Below are 24,050 nucleotides of genomic sequence, written 5' to 3'. Positions count from 1 at the left end.
TACTCCCTTATCAGTAAGCAGTTTATCCATTTTAAAAAATGTAAAACATCTGCAATATTTTCAAGAAAAATTGCATGTATTCTTTTTCTAATAGGATCTATGCTTTGCTCCGTAACTTCTTTCGGTCAAACAACGGGTGACTATCGTTCTAACGCAGTCACCATGAACTGGAATGCAACCTCAAGCTGGCAAAAATATAATGGTTCTGCATGGGTAACTGCTACAGATTATCCCGGCCAAAATGCATGTGCCTCTTGTGTTGTTAACATTCTTGGTGGCAATACTGTAACATTAAATATTTCGCCTGCCAATAGTGTAGGCTCAATTGTTATAGGCGGTGCCACCAGCGGAACATTAACATTAGGCACTTTTTCATTAAGCACATCGGGTAATTTAACTGTAAACTCAAATGGTACGCTGAATTTATCTACCGGTACTTTTAGTGTTGGAGGTACTACCTCAACAGCCGGCACGATCAGTGATGCAAGTAATACAGGTACTAATACATTTACCGGTCTTGTTACAAAAACTGCAGGCACCTGGACGTCAACCTCTGTAACAACGGCAGCCAATATGGTATTCTCAAATGGGTTTACAAATACAGCCGGTACATTTTCGGCAGGCGCAGCTACTATTGGAGATAATAAAACACTGACCGGAACTGTTAATATGAGTTTTGCCAATGGCATTACTGTTTTAGGCAACTCAGATATAACAATTGCCGGGTCTACCACAACGGGTGTTAGTTTTGGCGGCACAAGCATAAATTATTCTGTAAGAAACTTAACACTAACGGGTTTACTAACGGTGAGCACTACCGGAAATTTAACAGTAACGGGCACCACGTCTATTAGTGGTACAGGTGCTTTTACAGATAACAACAATACAGGTACTACCTCATTTTCAGGAACGATCATAAAAAATTCCACCGGGGCCTGGACATCAACTGCAGTAACTACTGCATCAAGAATGGTGTTCACTTCCGGTTTTACAAATACCAGTGGTACTTTTTCAGCTGGCGCTGCTACCATTGGTGATAACCAAACACTGACCGGCACAGTGAATATGAGCTTTGCAAACGGTATTACGATAGCAGGTAATGGTGATTTGACCGTTGCAGGTACCGCAACAACCGGTGTTACATTCGGTGGCACTTCTATCAATTATGCTGTAAGAAATTTAATCCTTACAGGAAGGCTATCGTTAACAACAACAGGTAATCTTACTGTAAGCGGCACTACTTCTATTACCGGCGCAGGATCTTTCATTGATAACAATAATGCCGGTGTTACTACTTTTACCGGTCTTGTTACACATAATTCAACAGGCTCCTGGACATCTACTGCCGTAACTACTCCTGCCAATATGGTATTTACAGCGGGCTTTACAAATACTGCCGGTACTTTTAGTGCAGGTGGTGCAAGTATAGGCAATGGTCAAACTTTATCGGGTGCCGTTGTTATGATCTTTAATAATGGCCTTTCAATTGGTGGTTTAGGAAATATCACCATTACAGGCGCAGGGGGTGTAAGATTTGCAGGCACATTAATTAATTATACGATTTCCGGAAACCTAACGTTAACGGGCACACTATTAGTTAGTACTACCGGTAACTTCACTGTTACAGGAACAACATCAATAACCGGTGGTGGTACATTTACAGATAATAACAATACGGGTATCACTACTTTTACCGGACTTGTTACACATAACTCAACAGGAGCATGGACATCAACGTCAGTAACAACCGCAGCCAATATGATCTTCAGTTCGGGTTTTACCAACACCGCAGGCGCTTTCTCTGCAGGCGCTGCAACTATAGGTGACAATAAAACATTGACCGGAACTGTGAATATGAGTTTTGCAAGAGGTATTACCGTTTTAGGAAATGCCGACTTAACTGTGGCGGGCACTGCTACAACAGGTGTCACTTTCGGAGGAACACTTATTAATTATTCTGTTAGAAACTTAACCCTCACTGGTTTATTAACTGTGAGTACCACAGGAGATCTTTCTGTAACTGGTACCACTACCATGAGTGGAGCAGGCGCATTTCTGGATAATAACGGAACCGGTATCACCACTTTCACCGGGCTGGTTAGTGTTGGAAGCAGTTCTACATTTACCGCTACCTCGGTAACAACATTAGGCAGACTGATCTTTGCAGGAGGTATTGTACAAAATAATACATCAGCACTCGCTTTTAATGTGGGGACTATCAGAACCAGCGCCACACAAACATGGACAGGTGCAGGAGACATTAAAACATCCGGTGTATTGGATGTAAATGTTGGCACATTAACAAACAATATTACCGGAACAGTTCTAGTTGGAGGTACATTGACCGGAACAACATTGGTACAAGGCACCAATGCTATATTAGCATTAGCCAGTACCACTCCATTGAGTATTACCACACTAACGTCTACCGCTACAGGAAATACAGTAGATTATCGTTCAGCTAGTGCTACTATCAGAAGTCAGACATATCATCACTTAACCCTATCAGGCAGCGGAACTAAAACTATTTCTACTACAGACATTACTGTAAACGGAAATTTAACGATCAATGCAGGTGTATTGAGCAATGCTACTAATAACAGAAATATTGTATTGGGAGGAAACTGGATCAATAATGTTGGCGTTGGCGGATTTGTCGCCGGCACAGGCACTGTTACATTCAGTGGATCTACAACACAAACACTTGGTGGCAGTGGCTCTACTACTTTTAAAAATCTTACCTTAAATAATGTAACCGGTATCAATCAAACAATCAGCTCAACTATTACAGGCGTATTAACTTTTACCTCCGGTGTTATTACAACAGGGAGCAGCACTGTAATTATCAGCAGTACCGGCAGTGTAGTTCGTACCAGCGGGCATATAAATGGAAATGAACAAAGAAATATTGCTACAGGTAGTAGTGTATCAAGAACTTTTGATATAGGTGATGCAAGCAATTATTCGCCTGTAACGATTGTATTTGCCAGTGTTTCTGTTGCAGGAAACATTACAGCAAGATCTACGAATACAGACCATCCTTCTATCCCATCATCAAATCTTAACGGAAGCCTTTCTATAAACCGCTACTGGACTTTAACCAACAGCGGAACAACATTTACAAATTATTCGGCTACATTTAATTTTATTACCGGCGATAAAGATGCATCGGCCAATACCGCTAATTTTTTAGTAGGAAATTATAATGCATCATGGACCTACCCTACAGTAGGAACTAAAACTTCTACCAGCACACAATCAACAGGTTTAACCAGTTTTGGAGATTTTGCGCTGGCTGAATTAGCTATTTGCTCTACTCCTACAGTTGTCATCAACAATCCTGCAGCTGTATGTAAACCATCTACGGTTAATTTAACTGCTTCTGCAATAACCACAGGTTCTACCAGCGGATTGATCTTTACTTATTGGAACGATGCAGCAGCCAGTTCATCACTGTCTTCTCCTTCTGCAGTAACAACAGCAGGAACCTATTATATTAAAGGAACGATTGCCGGCGGTTGTTATGACATCAAACCGGTGGTTGTGTCAATCAATAGTCCGACAGGCGTTATCAGTGGTACAACGACCATTTGCAACGGACAAACCACAACATTAAGCATAGCAGTAACAGGTGTTGGGCCATGGAGCGGAACGTTATCCAACGGAACAGCCTTTAGCGGCAGTACCAGTCCTTTATCCGTAAACGTTAGTCCAACAACCACCACCACTTATACTATCAGTACTTTATTGGATGCTAATTGTACTGCCCAGGCAGCAGATAAAACCGGCAGTGCCGTTATAACGGTTACACCATTGCCCACCACGGCAAATGCAGGACCAGATCAAAACCCCTGCGGCACAACAGCAATTTTAGCCGCCAACACGCCTTCCATTGGAACAGGAAGTTGGAGTATCATAAGTGGCAGCGGAGGTTCGTTCAGCAATGATGCCAGCCCCACGTCAACATTTACGGGAACTATAGGCACAACCTATGTTTTAAGATGGAGTATTTCTAATTCTCCATGCAATACTTCAACAGATGATGTTACTATTAATTTTGCAGGCAGTAACTGGATAGGTGCTGTTGATAACAATTGGAATAACACAGCGAATTGGTGCGGAGGCATTGTACCTTCAGGAATCATTGATCTTACTTTATCGGCAGGAGCCTCAAGCTATCCGGTTATTTCCGGAACAATAACAGTTGGCAACCTGGATATTGCACCCGGTGCTTCTCTAACGGTTGCAGCTGATGGAAACCTTACTATAACCGGCAACTATACGAATAGTGGTACATTGACAAATAATGGCAGCATTATTTTAAATGGAACAGCCACACAATATTTTCCAGGCAGCAATGCCACTATCAACGCCATGAATAATCTTGAAGTGGATAATGTTGCAGGCGTTTCAATTGACAAATCCTTTGCACTGACTGGTGTACTTACACCTACTAACGGCACCATTGACCTTACAGATAAAACTATCACTTTGTCTTCCGATTCAGCTGGTACAGCAAGTGTAGCAACTGTTGGTGGAGATCTCGATTATTCCGGCGGTGGTAAATTTATTGTAGAACGTTATTTCCCTGCAAAAAGAGCATGGCGCTTAATGACATCTCCTTTAAGTAACGCCAATACAATTTTCGAATCATGGCAGAATGGAGGTGTATACACACAAGGCAGAGGTACTATTGTAACCTCGCCGGGTGGAGGAAATGGTTTAGATGCCGGCGCAGCAGCTTCGATGAAATGGTTTAATCTTTCTACACAAGCCTTGGTTAACGTTAGCAACACCAACGTCCCAATTTCAAATAACACCGGTTCGGGAGATAATATCGGGTATTTTGTTTTTATGAGAGGAGATAGAAATCCAACAAATCTTAGCCTGGGTTATTCCAATAGCACTACATTAAGTAGTGCCGGTAAATTACAAACAGGAGATCAGACTTTTACTGCGTCCTCCGTGATGGGAAAATATGCCTTGATTGGTAACCCATATGCATCACCGATAGATTTTGATAAAGTTACCAGAACAAATGTGGTAAAAAGATTTTATGCATGGGACCCGAATATGAATACGGTAGGTGGCTATGTTATGCTGGATGATATGGATGGAGATGGTATTTTCTCTTCATCAGTTGGTGCAAGCACACAAACTAAAATAATAGAAAGTGGTCAAGCTGTATTGATACAAACAAGTTCTGACGGCCCTGCTTCAATTACTTTTACTGAAGATTGCAAATATACAGCAGCACCAAGCGCAAGACCATCCGGCTTTAGTAAACCTGCTGCTTTAAAAACGAATCTTTACCTGGTTGATGCCGCTTCAACCACACTGGCAGATGGAGTTATTGCAGACTACAATGACAACTTCAGTTCCAATGTAACATTAGAAGATGCTCCTAAAATGGGTAATACAAATGAAAATATAAGCTTCTTTAGAGCTAACAAAACTTTATCTGCTGAAAGAAGGCCTGTGCCTGGAGATTTGGATACTATGTTTTATAAATTGGCAAAAACCACACAACGCAATTATCGTTTTGAGATAAAAGCAGATAATCTGAATCAAAAAGTATCTGTGGGAATGTTGGAAGATAGCTATCTGAATACATCCACTCCTATCAACCTGAATGGTGTTACCATTGTTGATTTCAGCATCAATGGAGATGCTGCTTCTGCTAACCCCGATCGCTTCAAGCTGGTTTTTAGACAGGCAGGAATATTACCAGTTAAATTTTCGAATATTACTGTCAAAAAAAATAATATCGGTAATAAAGTAGACTGGAATGTAGAAACTGAAACGAATGTAAAACAATACGAAGTAGAAAGATCTGTGGATGGAACAAATTTCAGCAAAGTATATTCAACTGGTATTGTAAACAACAATGGTTCTTCTATGCAATACAGCTGGACAGATAACAATACAAATGCTTCAAATATTTTTTACAGGATAAAATGTATTGAAACCAGCGGAAATGCACATTACAGCCAGATAGTTTCCATCTCTGCTAAAACCAAAACTGATGCGATCAAAGCAGCGATCACTCCGGACGGACAAACTGTTAGTATACAGTTTTTAAATCAAAAAGGTGGTGTTTACAAACTAGGATTATTTAGCAGTAATGGGCAAATGGTAAAAAACAGCACATTTACTATCAGCGAAGGCTCTGCATCACAAAGTTTATCAATAGGTAATTCATTGCCAAAAGGTATTTATCTGCTTGAAGTAATTGCACCTGATAACAATAAAACCAATTTGAAATTATACAGATAGACTGTTTATTCTTTTAAACTGAAATATAAAGCCCCGGGTTTCCGGGGCTTTATATTTATATATACTAGCTAATGTATCTGTCTAGACTCTCCCTTAAATACCCAACACCTCTTTCAATTTTGCATAACCGGTTTTACTTACCGGCAATTGTTTACCATTGGATAATACTGCCACATAAGTCTCTTTTTCGTAAGGATCTAAACGGGTTATTAATTGAACATTTACGATGTAGGACCGATGTATACGAATAAAGCTATTGGGATCTAACACAGATTCGAAATAGGCCATTGTTTTATTCTTTAGAAAGTAACCTTCGGCTGTATGCACTTTTACATAATCATCTGCTGCTTCAATAAACTGAATTTGCGTCAACGGAATTATTTTAATTTTCCCGTTTTCTTTCACCACAATACGATTGTGCTTGTCTGGGGTATTGACTACGGCCTCCAATAACTGTTTGGTATTTTCAGCATTACTCTCCTTTCCTTCCTGTAACTTTTGTAAAGCTTTGTCAAAACGATCTTTACTGAATGGTTTAAGGAGATAATCAACAGCGTGTGTTTCAAATGCTTTAATAGCATACTCTTCAAATGCTGTTGTAAAGATCACTGCCGGCGGTTGATCGATCAACTCCAACATCTCAAACCCATTTATTTTAGGCATTTGAATATCTAAAAATATCAGGTCTGGCTGATGTTGCATGATCGCTTTCACTCCTTCAAACCCGTCATTGCATTCCTGCAGAACAGTAATGTCATCATGCGACTGCAGGTATTCTCTGATCACCATTCTTGCCAATGGCTCGTCATCTATTATTATTGCTTTCATTTCTTTTGCGGAATCAAAATAGTAGTAATGAATATATTATTTTCAACGTTCGTTTTCAACAGGTCATTTCTTTCAAACAATAAAAATAAACGCCGTTGAATAGAGGCCAATCCAAAACCTGTTCCTTTTGATGGCAATGCGGTTTCTTCATCAAAGGGATTTTGAATAACGATCTCCAATAAATTATTTCTTTGTTTTGCACTGATATGTATCACCACTTCTCCAATAGTGTCATACAATCCGAATTTGATCGCATTTTCAACCGCAGGTTGTAATAGCAAAGCAGGTAACTGCAATGATTCTACCCCGTCCTCTACAAATATCTCTGTTTGCAACCGATGACCGAATCTTACTTTTTCTATATCCAGGTAGAGTTCCAAATATTGGATCTCTTCGTGCAAACTATTCCATTGATGCTCCTCTCTTTTAAGTGTGCCTCTTAAAAAATCCGACAGTTGCTGTATCATATTCCTGGCTTTTTCCGGCTGGCTGCCAATTAAAGCACTAATAGAATTTAAACTATTGAATAAAAAATGAGGTTGTAACTGCTGTCTTAATTTAAATAACTCTGCATCCTTTGCCAATTGTTCTATCTCTTTTTGTTGATTACCTGATTTCAACTGATCCTGTTGTGTGTACCACAATAAGCTGATGGTGGAAATGCAACTGATCATTAAAAAACCAACGCCATAGCGCAATATGGATGATTGTTTTAATGCGAATAAATACTGCTCATCATTTTTAAAAAGAAAATATAACGCGGCACGTATCATTATCAACCATACAAAACTCAGTACAAAACTTACCGTAATGATATACCAATACTTTTCATGTTTGGGCAAATAGTAACGCATGTTACTGATAATAAGAAAACAAGATCCTCCCAATAAAACATTGCTTAGTAAACTATCAGTAATAGCCTGCAATTGGGTAACCCCTAACTGCAATAAAACAATCCACTGCACAAGACTCCACACCAACCACCAGGCACTAAATGCTACCAGGCTTGCTCTTGATGACAATAAGGACTTTGACAAAATGATTAATTTAATTTGATGGTGTTGACTGTACAGTCTTCGAACAAATGTTTGGCTTTTAACTTTGTTGTTCTGATAAATATATCCGCATCTTCTTCCTCCTTTATCTTGGAATACATTTCAACACCGTCCACTAAGGTATTTAATTTATGCATTTCCGGCACATCTATAAATTTCCAGTAAACCGGCCGATTACTGTTATTCATAAAATTATCTTCTTCTCTTTCTCCAAGTAATCTGGCTTTTTGAAATGCATGCAGATCATCCTCTGCATAGATCAGTCTTAATTGTTCATCAAATTGAGGCGTGTGTATTCCTTTATCACAAATAATCTGATAAATAATTTTTGTAAGATACCAGTTCATAAAATAGTTATTTGGTTTTGGTAAATGATCTTTCGATCAATAGCTTCTTATTTCAATACCTGCAAACACCGCACTTCCCTGCAGAACAAGCACTTTGTTCGGATCAACCTGCGACTGGTTATTTCTTTCATCATCCACTCCATGAAATACGCCTTCGATCTCATTTTTTATTGTCCAGTTTGGTGGCACTACTAATTTAATTCCTCCAAATACTTCTTCCAGCCTTAGTATTGCGTTGCCTTGTATATCAGCCTGCGAAAGATTCAATTCCACTCCACCAAAAACACATGATATCCTCCCTCCTTTAAAGGATTTAGATAAGACAGTCCTTTTTAGTCCGCTAAAAACAGATTTAATATCTAAGTGATCATCGTTTAACGGACTTGATTCTTCCCATGATGTATCCACAGCCCCCTGATGTCTTTGTCGCCATTGCTCACGGCATCTTTCTCTGTTTTCCCTCCATTTGGATTTTGGTTTAAAAATATACAACAACCCAACTGCTATCAGGATTATCGGAACAACGAATTTTTTTAAGTCAACACCAGGCACTATATTATCCCACAAAAAAATACCACCTACTGCCACCAATATCAACCAGCCAAAGCTTCTAAAATTACTTTTAAATCCTTTAAAAATGCCTATTACGATCAAAAGCATTGGCCAGGTTAATAGCCACTGAGGAAAAGCCACTCCCATTTTATCGGCCAATAACACAACACCAATACCTATGATGATAAGTCCTCCGACAAATCTGTTCTCATTTACCCTACGCATTTTATTATTATTCATATTGTCTTCCATTGTGTAAAATTTTGTTTGTTTTGAATTAATAAATCAAAGCTAATATGGTTTTGATCTCTACTAAACATCGATTAGGCGATCTGCCATAAAAACTCGGTAAGATGGGGGAAAACGTCGGTAAAAGTTTCGACCGATATAATTACTGAATAACAAAGCCCCGAATTACTCGGGGCTTTGTTATTATCAGAAATTTATATAATGTTATCTAACTAAAAAACTTCCCTTGTAACTCAATTCATTATTTAAAAGCAAAATTTTGTATGCCCCCGCCGATAACTTTTTAGGAAAATCAATAGTAATACTGTTTTCAGTACCATTGTAATTAACAGGAGAACTTAGAACCTGTTGCCCGATGTAATTAATAATATTAAGTTGGTATTTCCCTTTGGGTACAATTCCGGATCTGATCGTTAATGCAGAAGATGACTGGTTAAAGATCACCTGCAGATCATTGCCGGAAACATTCCATGTCATCCTATAAACATTAGAATAGCTAATACTATTATCTAACTCGTAAAATTTAATTCTATAAAAGCCATTGCCGGAAAGAGGATTTTTATCCATCATGGAATAATTATAAGGCAATCTCGATTTTGCAGAAGATACAGCACCTAGTGTACTAAAATCAATTCCATTAGCTGAACGTTCTATCTCGTAACGAATAATATCAACATCATTTTCGATGCTCCATTTTAATAATATACCATTGTTATTTGCCAGCCCCGAAAGACCAGAAAAATTAACCGCCAAGTTTTGAAGAATAGTAAAATCTGCAGTATAGTTATTACCCAAATTACTGTCGAACCTGAATTCTCCACATTCACTTGATGAAGATGATGAGCCCGGGATCTGATAATATAATTCCAACGTATAATCACCGGCGGATAATTGTGTAAGATCTTTAGAGTCATTTACTTTCTGCCATTTTTGATCTCTACCTATAGTACATGTTCCTCCACCACAACTATTAAAAGTTCCATCTCCATTACAATCGCAATAAAAACCAAGTCCAATGGCTGTAAAAGTTGGTGATACCGGCCGATTCCCTTTTGGATAAACAGTGTAATACAGTGTACCTCCGCATACATTGCTCCCAGGGTCTTTGAATGTTTTAATTTCCGCTCCACGTAAACTCAGTGTTCCCGTATTGGCAGTAAAACTCCCCAAATTGCCTCCAAAATCTACAGTACCAATAGAATTGATGCCATTCAATTGTGTATTATAGAATTGAGAACTGCCATTTACATTGATATACACAGCAGAAGCGAATATTCCGAACTCTGCTTTGGAAGAAAAAACAAAAAGAAAGAATGTAAAAAGAAGAAGTAAATATTTTTTCATGCTAACAAATTTTATGACATAAACAGAACACTAAGTTAGTATTTTCAACGTACTTTCAAAATTTTATTACCCACGCTACATAAGGATTTCACAGTTTTACAATTAATGTCGTTCAACAAATTTAGCTTTTGTACTTTTATGAAAATTTCTGAAAAAATGGATGTAAAAATGGAGCCCTCGTGGAAAGAGGTATTGAAAAATGAATTTACCAAGCCGTATTTTCTTGAGATCGTTACTTTTTTAAAAACTGAAAGAGCTGCCGGCAAAACCATTTATCCACCGGGGCCATTAATTTTTAATGCATTTAACCAAACGCCTTTTGATAAAGTAAGAGTTGTAATATTGGGGCAAGATCCCTACCACAATCCCGGACAGGCTCATGGTTTAAGCTTTTCTGTCCCCAATGGTATTAAACCGCCGCCCTCATTGGTAAATATCTATAAAGAAATACAGAAAGATATAGGAGTAGCTATGCCGGCAGCATACGGCAATCTTACTTCATGGGCAGAGCAAGGAGTACTACTGCTTAACGCCATTCTTACCGTACGGGCAAATGAACCGGCCAGTCATCAAAAAATTGGCTGGATGAATTTTACTGATGCCGTTATTCAAAAAATCTCTGATGAAAAAAAGGGTGTTGTCTTTTTATTATGGGGAAAATTTGCACAGGAAAAACAAATATTGATCGATGAAACCAAACATCATATTCTGAAAGCTGCTCACCCTTCTCCATTTAGTGCAGATAAAGGCTTTTTTGGTTGCAAACATTTTTCAAAAACTAATGAATTGCTTGTACAGGATGGATATGCACCAATAGACTGGAAATTATTAACTCCTTAAATTATAACTTAATAATGATCAAAAATATTTTTGCAAGAATATGGGCCCTTTGGGGGTTAATCAGTTTCGTTGTTACGTTTCTTATCATATTCATCCCATCTATGATCGCTTACTTTATTCCTGACCCTAAAGGGCAGAGTTATTTTATAGGCGTGTCCAGGGTATGGATGAGTGTGTGGCTCAGGCTAATTGGGTGCCCTGTAAAAGTAAAAGGTAAAGAGCACTTTAAAGCAGGACACAATTATGTCATCCTTTTTAATCACAATGCCTTGTTAGATGTTCCGCTATCTGCACCCTATGTACCCGGCCCCAATAAAACAATTGCCAAAGCCTCTTTTGCTAAAGTGCCAATATTTGGATTATTCTATAAAAAAGGATCAGTGCTGGTGGATAGAAATAATGATCAAAGCAGAAGAAGAAGTTTTGACGCTATGAAAAATGTTATGCTAACGGGAATGAATATGTGCATATATCCCGAAGGTACCCGTAACAGAACTAAAGAGCCATTAAAGGCATTTTTCGATGGTGGTTTTAAATTGGCAATTGATACAAAGAAAGAGATCATGCCTTGCATCATTACCGGTACAAAAGAAGCTATGCCCATTGATAAATCTTTTTATTTGCTGCCTACAAAATTATCCATGACCTTCTTACCTCCTGTTTCAAGTGAACAGACCAATACCAAAGATCTGAAAGAAAAAGTTTTTGAAATAATGAAGACTTTTTATCTCCAGAAAAGTAAACTGTAATTGTTATAAATAAAAAGGCCCCGAATTATCGGGGCCTTTTTATTTATACTATATTTTTATAACCCTTGGGGTACTAATACCTGATCGATGATATGCACCACCCCATTCACAGCATTTATATCTTTTGTTGTAGCTGTCGCAGCCGGGCCGCTGAAATTAGTAGAGCCATCAACCAACGAAACTTTACCTGTTACATTTAAAGCTGTTGCTACAAAAGGAGCAGCCCCGGTAAATGTAGATTGTAGTTTAATCCCTTCATGAGTAGGCAAAGCACTATTCAATAAGGTAGGTATATTAGTAGCTACAGCAGGCATATTACTTGCATAAGCCCTTACTCCTAAAATGTGATAAACTACTATCCCTTTTACGGTTTGTGCTGAGAGAGCACTAAAAAATGCAGGGTTGGTAAATATAGAAGTCCCCAGCGTATTTACAGTTGTTGCGGCCTGTGTTTGCGTTGCTAATCCCGGAGTGGCACCATCTCTCACAAGTTTAACATACACTACCGCCGTTAATGCCGCTTTAAAAGCAGCATCGCTAGGAGCAAATACAGTGAGATTTGCCAACCCATTACGTGTAGCTGCATCAAGTGTACTTCCTGCAGCCACTCCACTATCAGCTCTTGCTATAGCAGCTTTCAAATATGTTAAATTAGCATTGGCATCAATAATTTGTCCCAAAAGTAATGTTGGTGGTACCAAAGGTGCTGGAATGCCATGTACCACTCCGTTAGAACCTGTAAACAGATCAGGTGCAGTAATAGGTACATTGTTCACATAGTTTTGCCCCGGTCTTGCTGATGGAAAAAGATTCATTCGAATTGCACCTGAAGCATCTAGTGGTATTTTAGATGAGAAAGCTGCATTCGGAAATGCTGTTGGAAAATTTGCAGTTGGCAATTTTGATACCATGATATGATATAAAAGCACTGAGGTTAATTGAGCTCTTACTGAAGGATCTTTTATAACCGTAATAAAAGTTGCATCCGGAGCCCCTAATGGCACAAGTGGATTCAATCCGTTTATCAATGCTTTAATTGCGTTGTTATCGGGTGCAAATACAGTGTATGCCCCCGGCTGATTTAATACAGCTGCATATAAACCTGTTGCTCTTAAAGCTGTATCAAAAAATGAATAATTGCTATTGGTAGATATGTAAGATGAGATGGTAGTACCTGTTGGAGGAGTTACCACTGGTGCTGTAGGAACTGCAAAGCTTTCCAGATCTTTATTACACGAAGTCAAAATCATAGATGCCGCAACAATCGGAACTAATAAGATTTTAAAATTCATTTTTATAGATTTCATTTTAAAAAATTTAAATGATTTAATGTTTGTTTTAAGTTGTAAGTATATTAGTAAATATTATACCCAAAACTTACATAATACAATCCACCAATTTGTGAGTTACCGATCGCATTATAATAATACTGATTCAACAAATTATTAGCCCCCAATTTCAACACTGATTTTGTTGACGGGAATTTAAAGCTAACCTGTGCGTCCAACGTTTGTACAGCCGGCAAATTGCCATTAGCAAAATCTCCCTGATAGAAGAAAGCATCCTGCCATCTGTAAGCCACGTTAAAGCCCATTCGATTCTTGTAACCAAAACCTGTATTACCCAATGAAGCATTTACTTTGTATTTAGGTGCATTGAAGTATGCAACAAAATCAGCAGGCACATCTTTTAAATTATCAGAAGCTACATTCACACCAATCATGAAATTTTTAGGCAATCTATAATCAATGCTGATACCGTAACCGTATGTTTTAACTTTATCAGATGTATTAATTGGTAAAGAATATTTATATCCTGTTGTAGTATCACCAACGGTAATTGGAGCTCCCGTCTTATTTTGCACAACGATATATCTTCCCAGAAAATCTTTATACTGACCATAATAACCATATACATCTGCCAGCAATTTACCATCTAACAGCAGTCCTTTATACCCTAATTCAAAAGATGAAATTGATTCAGGCTTAAGTGTTTTCACTGTAAATGGTACTATTGAACCTTTTCTCAATGCCTCATAATCATATAGCGGATTAGTATTAAAATGATAAATATCTATAAATGCTTTGTTACCTCCGATCAATTGTAGATCAGTACCAATAGGTAAGTTTATCCATTGCATTTGGTTTGATGGGAAACGATAAGCAGTTTGATAAGACAATCTGATATTGTTATCTTTTGCCACTGTCAACACGGCTGTTGCTCTCGGTGTAAAACGACCGTCAAAATTTTGATTTTTATCGTATCTTCCTGAAACTGCCAGTTTCAGATTTTTAACCACTTGTCTGATAGCCTGAACATAAGCTCCATATTCATTGATGCCGATAGTTCCTGCAGTATCAGCAAACAAAGTTCCCTGAGAATTTAATACATATCTTTTGTAGCTGGCTCCAACCATAATGTCGGCAACTTTACTGGTAACAGAACTAAAATCATAATTACCTTCTACATTATACAGATCAGTTCTATCTAACAACAATCCTCCTTTAGGAACAGGTTTTCCTGCAACAGCATTGAATGCAGATCTAAAAGAAGCTGTTCCGGAAGTTGGTCTTCCTACATCAGCCACCCCTCTTGCATTATTATGCGCCGTCATATCAGGAACAAAAGAAAGAATATCTGACAAATACTTATTTACATACTGTATGTACCAATCTGTAGGTTGAGGATTAGGCGAACCATTAGCAGTTCTGGTAACAGATGTTTTCCAGCTTTCGTTAAACAACTGTGTTGTAACGGTAGCATTAAAAGTACCACCGGCATTTTCCTGTGTAGTGTATGCTCTTAACATCCAGTTCTTATGGTTCAATTCAAATTTATATTGCCCCATTTTGAAATCTCTGATGTTATAACGGGATGCACCAGTGTAAACAGTGTTCCCTGTTCCCCAATAAGCTGCCAAAGAAGCTTCTACTTTAGGAGTAATTTTATAATGCAATGAACCAGACAATTTAAAATTCAATGTATTAGGATTCAGCACTTCTTTTTCATAATACCCTGTACGGGAAACATTGATTGGTTTATTGATATCGTACCCCAATGCCGTTAACACTGCACCGCCGCCAGTAAATGCTTTCAGAAAAGGCATAATATCTACAGAAGTTTCATCACCAAAAACATTTACTCCATCATAGTTAGGATCTGTGCTTCTTGTGCCTGGTTTTACATTTCCAAAGTAACCGGCGGATCTGTTGTAGTTTCTGTCATCCGCACCTAACCAGTCTTTAGCCTGAATTAATTCTGTATTTATTTTAAACGCAAATTTATCTGATACTTGTTTAGCCCATCTCACACTCCAGTTATAATACGGTGATACATTTCTTTGTTTCTGATCGGTATGCATGATGCCGGTTTTAACAAGAAATGACAATCCTTGATATTTAAAAGGATTTTTACTGTTCATCAACAAGGTGCCATTCATACCTCCCGAACCATACAATGCAGATGATGCACCAGATAATAATTCGATATTATCTACATCTAATTCACTTAAGCCTATGATAGCCCCAACCGAAAAGTTCAAGCCGGGAGCCTGGTTATCCATACCATCAACCAATTGATTAAAACGAACATTACCACTAGAATTAAATCCACGGGTGGTAGGCGTTTTAAATGTTAGAGATGAAGTAGTGATATCAACACCTTTTAAAGTAGACACAACATCATAAAAATTCGAAACAGGCGAATTACGAATATTTGCAGCGCTTACCCTTTCTATCGAAACAGGCGACTCAAGTATTTTCTGAGGAACTCTTGAAGCCGACACCACAACTTCCTGACCTAATGAGTTGGATGGTTTAAAAGACACATTGATAGGCTGTTGAGAACGAACGACCACTTCCTGCATTTCAAACCCAACAGATGAGAACAACAATGTAAGTGGTAATTTTTGATTGGTTGTAAGTTTAAAATTCCCCTTGTCATCAGTAAAAGTACCATCAGTACCTCCTTTCACAGTAACAGAAACCGCAGCCACATCTTCTTTAGAACTGCTGTTCTCGACCTTTCCTATTATAATTGTGCTTTGGGCATTGGCAGATATTGTACAAACCGTTGCCAGAAATAGAGCCAGTAGATAGCTTATTTTTTTTCTCATATAGCGTCGTTTAGTAATTTAAATATACAGCAAAATAAGGATTGTTACTTTCTTTCAAAAATTTTATTTCCAACGTGTTGTTGACATTTTGTGTATGTCTAAATTGGGTGATTTAAATACTTGCAAGTACTTTAGCAAAATGTCAGTGTTTAATTTCCCCCAGCAAACCAATTTTTACAGCGGAAAAGTAAGAGATGTGTATACCATAGCCGATAAATGGTTGGTTATGATTGCCAGCAATCGTATCTCCGCTTTCGATGTAATCCTTCCTCGCCCTATTCCTTATAAAGGACAAGTACTAAATCAAATCGCTGCATATATGCTGAAAGCAACAGAAGATATTTGTCCGAATTGGCTTATAAATACTCCTACTCCTAACAGCGCCATCGGGAAAAAATGCACTCCATTAAAAGTTGAAATGGTGATAAGAGGCAACCTGGCCGGGCATGCCTGGAGAACTTACAGTAGCGGCAAAAGAGAATTGTGTGGCGTTACCTTGCACGACAATCTTCAGGAAAATGATTTTTTCCCATCACCCATAATCACTCCTACCACTAAGGCAGATGTTGGACATGATGAAGATATCAGCAGAGAAGAAATTCTTGCTAGAGGTTTGGTTAGCGAAAAAGATTATGCCATCATGGAAAAATACACATACGCTCTTTTTGAAAGAGGTAAAAAACTTGCCGGCAAACGTGGGCTCATACTGGTTGATACAAAATATGAATTTGGTAAGATCGGCGATCAGATCTTTTTAATGGATGAGATACATACTCCTGACAGTTCAAGATATTTTTATGCAGACGGTTATAGCGAACGCCAAAGCAAAGGAGAAAAACAACAACAACTCAGTAAAGAATTTGTAAGAGAATGGTTGATAGAAAATAATTTCATGGGTAAAGAAGGACAAACCGTACCCGAAATGAGTGATGAATGGATCAACATTATCTCAAAAAAATATATTGAGCTATACGAAAAAGTGATCGGTGAAAAATTTATTCCAAAAGACCTTAGCGATGTTGTTACTGAAAAAAGCATCATTAATTCTCTGAACAAACTATTAATGTAAGATCGTAAAGATCAGATCTTACTATTTTTCATTTAATCTTGGGCGGAGCCGTTGTTTACTTTTATTAAACACCATATTACCTTTGTCTATTCCTTTGCGTAATTCCTTTTGCTTTTCCAAAGGCAACTTGTATATAGTCTGACATTCTACAGTACAACACCCATCGAATGCTGTTGCACATTCATCACATTGTATGAATAATATATGGCAGCCATCATTTTTACAATTGGTATGCGTATCTGCAGGCTTACCACATTGATGGCACTTAGCAATAACATCTTCGGTTATCCGCTCTCCCAACCTGTCATCAAAAACAAAATTTTTACCAATAAATTTGCTGGGCAACCCTTTCTCCTTAGCCTGCTTTGCATAATTGATAATACCTCCTTCAAGATGAAATACATTTTTGAATCCATTATGCAGCATATACGCACTGGCCTTTTCACAACGAATACCTCCTGTGCAATACATAATAATATTTTTATCCTTCTTATCTTCCATCATACTAACAGCCATGGGTAACTGTTCTCTAAATGTATCACTTGGTATTTCTATCGCCGTTTCAAAATGCCCCACTTCAAATTCATAGTGATTACGCATATCGATCACAACCGTATCCTTATCATTCAGCAATTCATTCATCTCTGCCGCATTTACATACTTGCCTTTATTCTCCATACTAAAAGCAGGATCAGTGATCCCATCTGCCACGATCTTTTCCCTCACTTTTATTTTTAACACCCAAAAGGATTTGCCATCATCGTCAACAGCAACATTCAATCTTATCCCATTTAAGCCATCAAATGAATAAAGACAATTTTTTAATGCTTCGAAGTTACTTTCTGGCACACTTATTTGGGCATTAATGCCTTCATGGGCTACATATATCCTGCCAAATACTTTCAATTCATCCAATGACTTATACAGGTCATCTCTGAATTGTTTTGGATCATTAACAGGAAAATACTGATAAAATGAAATAGTGGTACGATGTTCGGTTTCGGCATAGAGTAATTTCTTCAACTCCGCCTGAGAAATGCGATTGTATAGTGGTGCCATAATTAATAAGTTTGATCTCGAATGAACGGGAAATCCACTGTTTAGTGGATTGGATGCTTGCAGGGCAAACCAAATTATTTCGGCAAAGGTAAATAAACTTGTTTTATTCTGTCTCTATTACGAAAAATCAAAACCCAATTGAAAGACTTTTATCACTTCCGCTATACTTCATATTGGCTCCCAAAAGCCCCCCAAGTCCAAGTCTTATACCTGAAGTACCCGTCTTCCCATTTGTATATGAAGTAACAAAATCCAGCCTGAAGATTTTCAAAATATTTTCGATCCCAGCAAATATTTCAACGTAATTATTGTTGTTGTTGACATAAAAAGCATTGCTGCCCGCTACTAAATTCCAGTTCAATTTTCTGAATAATGGAATCTTATTGGTAAGCATTCCATTAAAATGATGCTCTAAATGTGCTAAAGAATAGAAACTAGCTGTGGTGCTGTTTGCATAATATGGTGCTAACTGAAAACTATTTACATATTCACTTGCGGCCGCACTACGGTTTCCTATAAAGTGCTGGTAATCCTGAATAAACACAACATTGCTATTTAAAAAGCCACCGATACTGATCTTATATTTCATCAACCCGGCCAATTTAAAATTCTTATCATCAGCAATTGAAATTTTCCATTTATCATAATCCACATCACTACCTAAGATATCTTTTATTCCTTTTATATAGCTAAAACTAAAGGTAGGATATTTAGCCCCCAATGGTATTTTAGTATTAGGATATTGAATATATTTTTGACCTGGCTTTATACTAACGCTAACAGCTACACTAAGTGCCTGATGACGAATAAACTGCGACCCGATCTTTTCGTATGGATAATTAGGTGTCAGGTGTATCTTGTCATTTTTAAAAAAGGTAAAATCTGTTGTATTGTCTATGGGTAGCCTATCCTCATACAAGGCATTCACACTAAATTTAAAGCCATTTTCAAAACGCTTATTGAAGACTACGTTGCCAAACCAGTTTTCGTATATCTTCATATAATTTTTTCCGTATAAAAGTGTACCGATCGTATTTACAAGAGGGGTAACAGAGCTTTCTTTATTGAACTGACTTACTCTCTTACCACCGGAAAAATTCCAGGATTGTCGTTTAAGTTTTTGGTCACTATCAAAATCTCTTGTTCTTACCCCAACATCTACCCATGCATTCAGATGCGTATTATTGAATCCATATCGGATGGATGGTTTGATCAAAAGCCTGGCTCCAGACTGCTTCAGGTTTTTATCGTAGTAACCATCTACGCTCAACACTACACCTTCTACTGTATTATATTGTAGGTTCTTTATAAGAGGCTGTATATCCCATTTGTATGTATTGGTAGCACTGTAATGTGTTCTATCAATACCCGTCCAGAAAACCTGCAATGGTTTTAATGCCCCTTGCCGGCGCTTTAGAGAATCAACTGAATTTTTTGTCAGTGCACTATCCTTCCGTAATTCAAACAAGCTATCTTTTACCAGATAATCTTTTACCTCTTCTCTTTCGAGTGGTACCGGACGAACACTATCCCAATAGGTGACATTTTTTCTATTGGCTCCTGTATCGTATTTAATTACAACTGCATCGAAAAAGCCTTTTTTAAATGTAGGATCGATCACATAATCTGAGTATACACTAAGAAAATTGCCAGCTGCATTAATGCCCAGTTGATTAAAATTAAAATGCAATAACTGATTTTTTACACGCCATACATCTGTTGTTACGGGCAGATGTATCTGCGTTATTTGTAAAGTATCGATAATTTCTAATTGCGATTTTTTGCTAAGCGTCAGGTCAAAACTATGTATGCGCCAATCGCCTTCTGTAATATTAATGATACCGGAAAACAATGGTTCATAGTTTCTTCTTGGAATCACTTTTATGCTATTGATCTCTTTACCATCCTCAAAAAAGCTTCCTAAAAACTTGAATTTATAAAAACCGATCGCTCCGTCGGCAATAGGCGAGACAAAACCTCTGGGATTAAATTTTTCGCTGAACACAGATACATTATTCTGATACAAACTGATGAATGCAGGAAAGGTAAACCCAAAACTATTGCTACCACTTACCCGGCTACTGCGTACCTGCATTTTAAATTTATCCGGTTGATGTGAAGCAACGCTGGCTACAGATTCGGATAAATAAATGATTCCCTGCCCCATCGTGTCCAACATCATATCCATCTTATCCTGGTCGGGCAATTTTTTACCAAATATTTTTTTAGGAAGACTACGCAGCTTTATCATATCCTTGGTATACAGATCACAGGTAAATCCTTTTACTTGCCCGGCATACTCCTTCCGCCTTTTTATTGCCTGTCGGATGATGTCATACGCAGGATCTTCGCCTCCATTTTTTATGATAACTTCCTTTAAGGTCAATTTTTGTTCAAACAGCACAAAAAAAGCTTCCTTATCTTCTTTATCAATGGTCATGGTAACAGACTTTGCAGCATACCCTACATGCTGACAAACAATAGTGTATGTACCGGGTGTTACAGCAATTGCAAACCGGGCCCTGTTATTAGCACTTGCACCCATTGATGTGCCTTTTATAGTAATAGATGCATAGGGTAACAAGTCCCCATTTTCATTGTATACCGTACCGAAAATTTTCTGAGCAGAGGAATGAAGAGAGCATAATAAAATAACGACAGTAAAAATTTTGAGCATACTACAATTTGTGATGCAACGAAATTAGGCAGGATTTTGTTAGAAATCTGTGAAAGAAAAAAATCAGGCCTTACGTAAATAACTACCCGACAAGGCAGCCAAACCTGCAACCAATGCGCCGATGAGTGCTGTAACAAAAACCAACAGATATGGACTATCCATTTTTAAAATGAGGACAGATACTTTGTGTGCCAGTAAATGTTCATTGTTTGCACTGATAACAAATGCCAATCTTCCCCACAACAAAAACAATGCAATAAAACCAGATAAAAAAGCCTTACCCGGATTTTGAGGAATGAGTGCGGCCACCATAAATGCCACAATGGCTATACTCCACCATGGTAAATACAAACAGGCGGCAAAACTTAATAAAGCAATCAATACTATTGAGACGATGAATTTCATATAATTATTTTTACTTTTTAGGATAGGTATTTTAACTCCGGGAAAAACTTATTTTCCATTTTACACGTTTATCGTTTTCCTCACCTTTGGTCATCATCCAAAGTGGAAAATATTTTCCTGCAACCCACTGGTCAATAAAATTATCATAAAACCTACTACCCGGATTACCGCTTTGTCCTCCCGGATACACACCATATGCTTCAGTAGTAGCAGTAAGGCTAACGATCATTCTCCAACTTGGCCCATGGGTTTCTTTAGTGGCATTGATACAATGCGTTCCACCACCAATCGGCAGATCGGTTCGGTTAAAAGGATCTAATTTGGTGAGATGATTAATCCTTGTTCCTTTATATTTTGCCCATTCGAGTTTTCCTGCAGTTTCAGCTTGTTTTAATTCTTCTGATGCCTTTTTAAATGCAAGCGTAACATCATCAGCCAATGTTTCCAGTTTTTTAGTAGTAAGTCTGTCATCTAAAAACTTATAAGCACTATCTTTCAAAACACCCTCTAGCAAACTACTTTCAAAAGGATGCATAATTACTTCGGGAGATAATTTATAGTCATCATCAAACACCACTTCAGTGAATTTTTTCCATACCACTTCAAAAACTGTCGCTCCTTTTTCATTAACATCATTATTCAAATTCCAGGATTTCAAAATATCCAGGTATCTCTTTTCATCCGCATTTAATTTTTCTTCCTGAACATTTTTCAAAAATACCGGACGGGCCTCTTCTGCGAAAATATTATAATTATTTGTTTGCAACGCCATCATATCATCCACCGTAATATCAGTCATTGCGCTCAATCTTTTATTAATCAGAAGTCCTCGATACAGCGGATAATTTCTACCCAGATAATAAGGATAAGTTGAGTCTGCAGGCTTTTGGTTAGCACTGCTTACAAACCCTCTTTCCGGATTATATTGAAAAGGCACTTCATCCATCGGGATCATCCCTTGCCACATATAACTGCTGTCAGTACCCGGCATTACAAAATCTCCCTGTCCTTTCCACTTCGCCGGCCACTCTCCTTGTGCACGCAATGCAATATCACCATTCTTACAAGCAAATACGCAATTTTGCCCCGGAGTGTGCAGGTTGACAACAGCTGCGGAATAATCTGCATAATTTTTTGCATGATTCAACTCATTAAAAATCCTTAACTCATTACTCGGGTCATGTGCCTTCCAGCGAACTGCATAATATTTATCATTAGGGGCCACACCTCCGCTAAAACTCTTATCATACATTACCGGTCCGAAAATAGTATAGGCTACAGTATCCAAATAATCCGGTTTCCCTTTTATTTTAATTCTTTCTACCCTAAAATCGGTTTTCTTCCAGGCGCTGTCAAACCAATATTCTTTACGGGTATCATCTTTAAATTGTATCTCATAATAGTCTCTCACATCTCTACCTCCATTGGTAAAACCGAAAGCGCAACTATCGTTATAACCAATGATAACACTGGGAGCACCCGGAAAGGTAGCGCCGTATGCATTGAAAGTTGGTGTACTCAACTGCATTTCAAACCAAAGTGATGGAAGATTTAAACCTAAGTGAGGATCATTACACAAGATCGGTGAGCCTGTACGTGTTTTACTGCCACTTACGGCCCAGTTATTACTGCCATTTTCTTTGTCAGGTTTTTCTTCCTGCAACTCCAATGGCTTACCGGCAAAATAAATAGAATCAGCTGTAGCCGGAGCTTTCGCCTGCACTTTAGGTGCTGCATATACAGTTCCGGCAGGGATAATAGGATCTAACGAATCCTGTTTTAACGGAAATAATTTATCAAAATCTTCTTTATTGAAAAATCTTTTTGCATTGGTCATTTCAAAATCATCTTCATGTGCTGCAAGATCATAACTCATGTATTTTAAGAATAACATGGTTTTAAGGTTGGACCATTTTTCAGGGAGATAGCCAATCAGTTTATACTCAAGTGGCAATTCACTTTCTGGTAAATTTGTTATGTATGCGTTTACCCCAGCGGTATAAGCATCACATTCTGCTTTTATAACCGGATCTTTTTCTGCTTCCTTTTGAGCGATCTCTGCTGCATACCCCATACCTAACCGCCTGAACTCACGGTCATGAGCAAGTGCTTTATCTCCGATGATCTCACTAGCCCTTCCGGCAGCAGCATGGGTTTGTAACTCCATCTGCCACAAACGAAATTTGGCATGCAAATACCCTTGTACAAAATATACATCATCTTCATTTTCTGCAAAAACATGTGGCACAAGCCTATCATCCAGATACACCTGCACCTTACCTTTTAATTGAGGAAATTTCAATTCCGCATTAAAATCAGCATCAGCACTCTCTGCATTTTGCCATATCCCATGTTGCGGACTAAGTAATTTTCCCAAAGGTGCCGGCAACACTAAAGTTGAATTAAGCGTAATAACCAGTACTGTTGTGATCGTTGCGGATATTATTAATGGCAAGATTCTCATAAAAAAAATTATTGTGTAAATT

15 protein-coding genes are annotated in these 24,050 nt (G+C 38.0%); 4 read left to right on the top strand and 11 right to left on the bottom strand.

Features of this window, described 5'->3' with window-relative positions:
• The first annotated feature begins 162 nt into the window (after positions 1-162).
• Positions 163-6,276 carry a hypothetical protein gene (locus tag LK994_RS09760; protein WP_229759895.1) on the top strand — a complete coding sequence of 2,038 codons (6,114 nt, stop codon included), beginning with the start codon at positions 163-165 and terminating at the stop codon, positions 6,274-6,276.
• Between the two features lie 93 nt (positions 6,277-6,369).
• Here LK994_RS09760 and LK994_RS09755 read toward each other — a convergent pair whose 3' ends face one another.
• From LK994_RS09755 to LK994_RS09735, 5 genes are all read right to left on the bottom strand, one after another.
• A complete protein-coding gene (locus LK994_RS09755) occupies positions 6,370-7,104 on the bottom strand; it encodes a LytR/AlgR family response regulator transcription factor (RefSeq protein ID WP_229759894.1) in 735 nt (244 codons plus the stop codon).
• Complete coding sequence (locus LK994_RS09750) at positions 7,101-8,141, bottom strand: sensor histidine kinase (RefSeq protein WP_229759893.1); 1,041 nt, start codon at positions 8,139-8,141, stop codon at positions 7,101-7,103. Before LK994_RS09750 ends, LK994_RS09755 begins: the two co-directional genes overlap by 4 nt.
• Positions 8,142-8,146: 5 nt before the next feature.
• Complete coding sequence (locus tag LK994_RS09745) at positions 8,147-8,506, bottom strand: DUF4288 domain-containing protein (RefSeq protein WP_229759892.1); 360 nt, start codon at positions 8,504-8,506, stop codon at positions 8,147-8,149.
• 36 nt (positions 8,507-8,542) lie between these two features.
• A complete protein-coding gene (locus LK994_RS09740; protein ID WP_229759891.1) occupies positions 8,543-9,310 on the bottom strand; it encodes a LiaF transmembrane domain-containing protein in 768 nt (255 codons plus the stop codon).
• Between the two features lie 201 nt (positions 9,311-9,511).
• Positions 9,512-10,651: a hypothetical protein gene (locus LK994_RS09735; RefSeq protein ID WP_229759890.1), complete on the bottom strand. Its 1,140-nt coding sequence runs from the start codon at positions 10,649-10,651 to the stop codon at positions 9,512-9,514.
• Positions 10,652-10,789: 138 nt separating this feature from the next.
• On the opposite strand from LK994_RS09735, the gene ung reads away from it, so the two are divergent.
• Positions 10,790-11,491: a uracil-DNA glycosylase gene (gene ung, locus LK994_RS09730; RefSeq protein ID WP_317206732.1), complete on the top strand. Its 702-nt coding sequence runs from the start codon at positions 10,790-10,792 to the stop codon at positions 11,489-11,491.
• Between the two features lie 14 nt (positions 11,492-11,505).
• Positions 11,506-12,240, top strand: coding sequence for a lysophospholipid acyltransferase family protein (locus LK994_RS09725; protein WP_229759889.1), 735 nt, complete (start codon positions 11,506-11,508; stop codon positions 12,238-12,240).
• Positions 12,241-12,296: 56 nt separating this feature from the next.
• On the opposite strand, the gene LK994_RS09720 is transcribed toward LK994_RS09725, so the two are convergent.
• Together LK994_RS09720 and LK994_RS09715 are read right to left on the bottom strand one after the other, a co-directional pair.
• Complete coding sequence (locus tag LK994_RS09720; RefSeq protein WP_229759888.1) at positions 12,297-13,547, bottom strand: fasciclin domain-containing protein; 1,251 nt, start codon at positions 13,545-13,547, stop codon at positions 12,297-12,299.
• A 47-nt stretch (positions 13,548-13,594) separates the two neighbouring features.
• Positions 13,595-16,354 (bottom strand): TonB-dependent receptor, encoded by a 2,760-nt coding sequence (locus LK994_RS09715; RefSeq protein ID WP_229759887.1) that lies wholly within the window; start codon positions 16,352-16,354, stop codon positions 13,595-13,597.
• A 139-nt stretch (positions 16,355-16,493) separates the two neighbouring features.
• Between LK994_RS09715 and LK994_RS09710 the strand changes: the two genes are divergently transcribed.
• Positions 16,494-17,423, top strand: coding sequence for a phosphoribosylaminoimidazolesuccinocarboxamide synthase (locus tag LK994_RS09710; protein ID WP_229759886.1), 930 nt, complete (start codon positions 16,494-16,496; stop codon positions 17,421-17,423).
• A 21-nt stretch (positions 17,424-17,444) separates the two neighbouring features.
• Here the strand turns inward: LK994_RS09710 and trhO are convergent, their stop codons facing one another.
• From trhO to LK994_RS09690, 4 genes are all read right to left on the bottom strand, one after another.
• On the bottom strand, positions 17,445-18,482 hold the full coding sequence (gene trhO / locus LK994_RS09705; RefSeq protein ID WP_229759885.1) for an oxygen-dependent tRNA uridine(34) hydroxylase TrhO: 1,038 nt from the start codon (positions 18,480-18,482) through the stop codon (positions 17,445-17,447).
• Between the two features lie 127 nt (positions 18,483-18,609).
• The gene (locus LK994_RS09700) at positions 18,610-21,159 is read right to left on the bottom strand and encodes a DUF5686 family protein (RefSeq protein ID WP_229759884.1); all 2,550 of its coding nucleotides are present in this window, start codon (positions 21,157-21,159) and stop codon (positions 18,610-18,612) included.
• A gap of 63 nt (positions 21,160-21,222) precedes the next feature.
• A complete protein-coding gene (locus tag LK994_RS09695; protein ID WP_229759883.1) occupies positions 21,223-21,564 on the bottom strand; it encodes a hypothetical protein in 342 nt (113 codons plus the stop codon).
• A 31-nt stretch (positions 21,565-21,595) separates the two neighbouring features.
• Positions 21,596-24,028 (bottom strand): penicillin acylase family protein, encoded by a 2,433-nt coding sequence (locus tag LK994_RS09690; RefSeq protein ID WP_229759882.1) that lies wholly within the window; start codon positions 24,026-24,028, stop codon positions 21,596-21,598.
• Between the last annotated feature and the right edge of the window lie 22 nt (positions 24,029-24,050).

Origin of the sequence: Ferruginibacter lapsinanis (genome assembly GCF_020783315.1) — a bacterium.
Taxonomy (GTDB): Bacteria; Bacteroidota; Bacteroidia; order Chitinophagales; family Chitinophagaceae; genus Ferruginibacter; species Ferruginibacter lapsinanis.
Note: the sequence above shows the minus strand (reverse complement) of the source record. Positions and strands in the feature narration are given on the sequence as shown.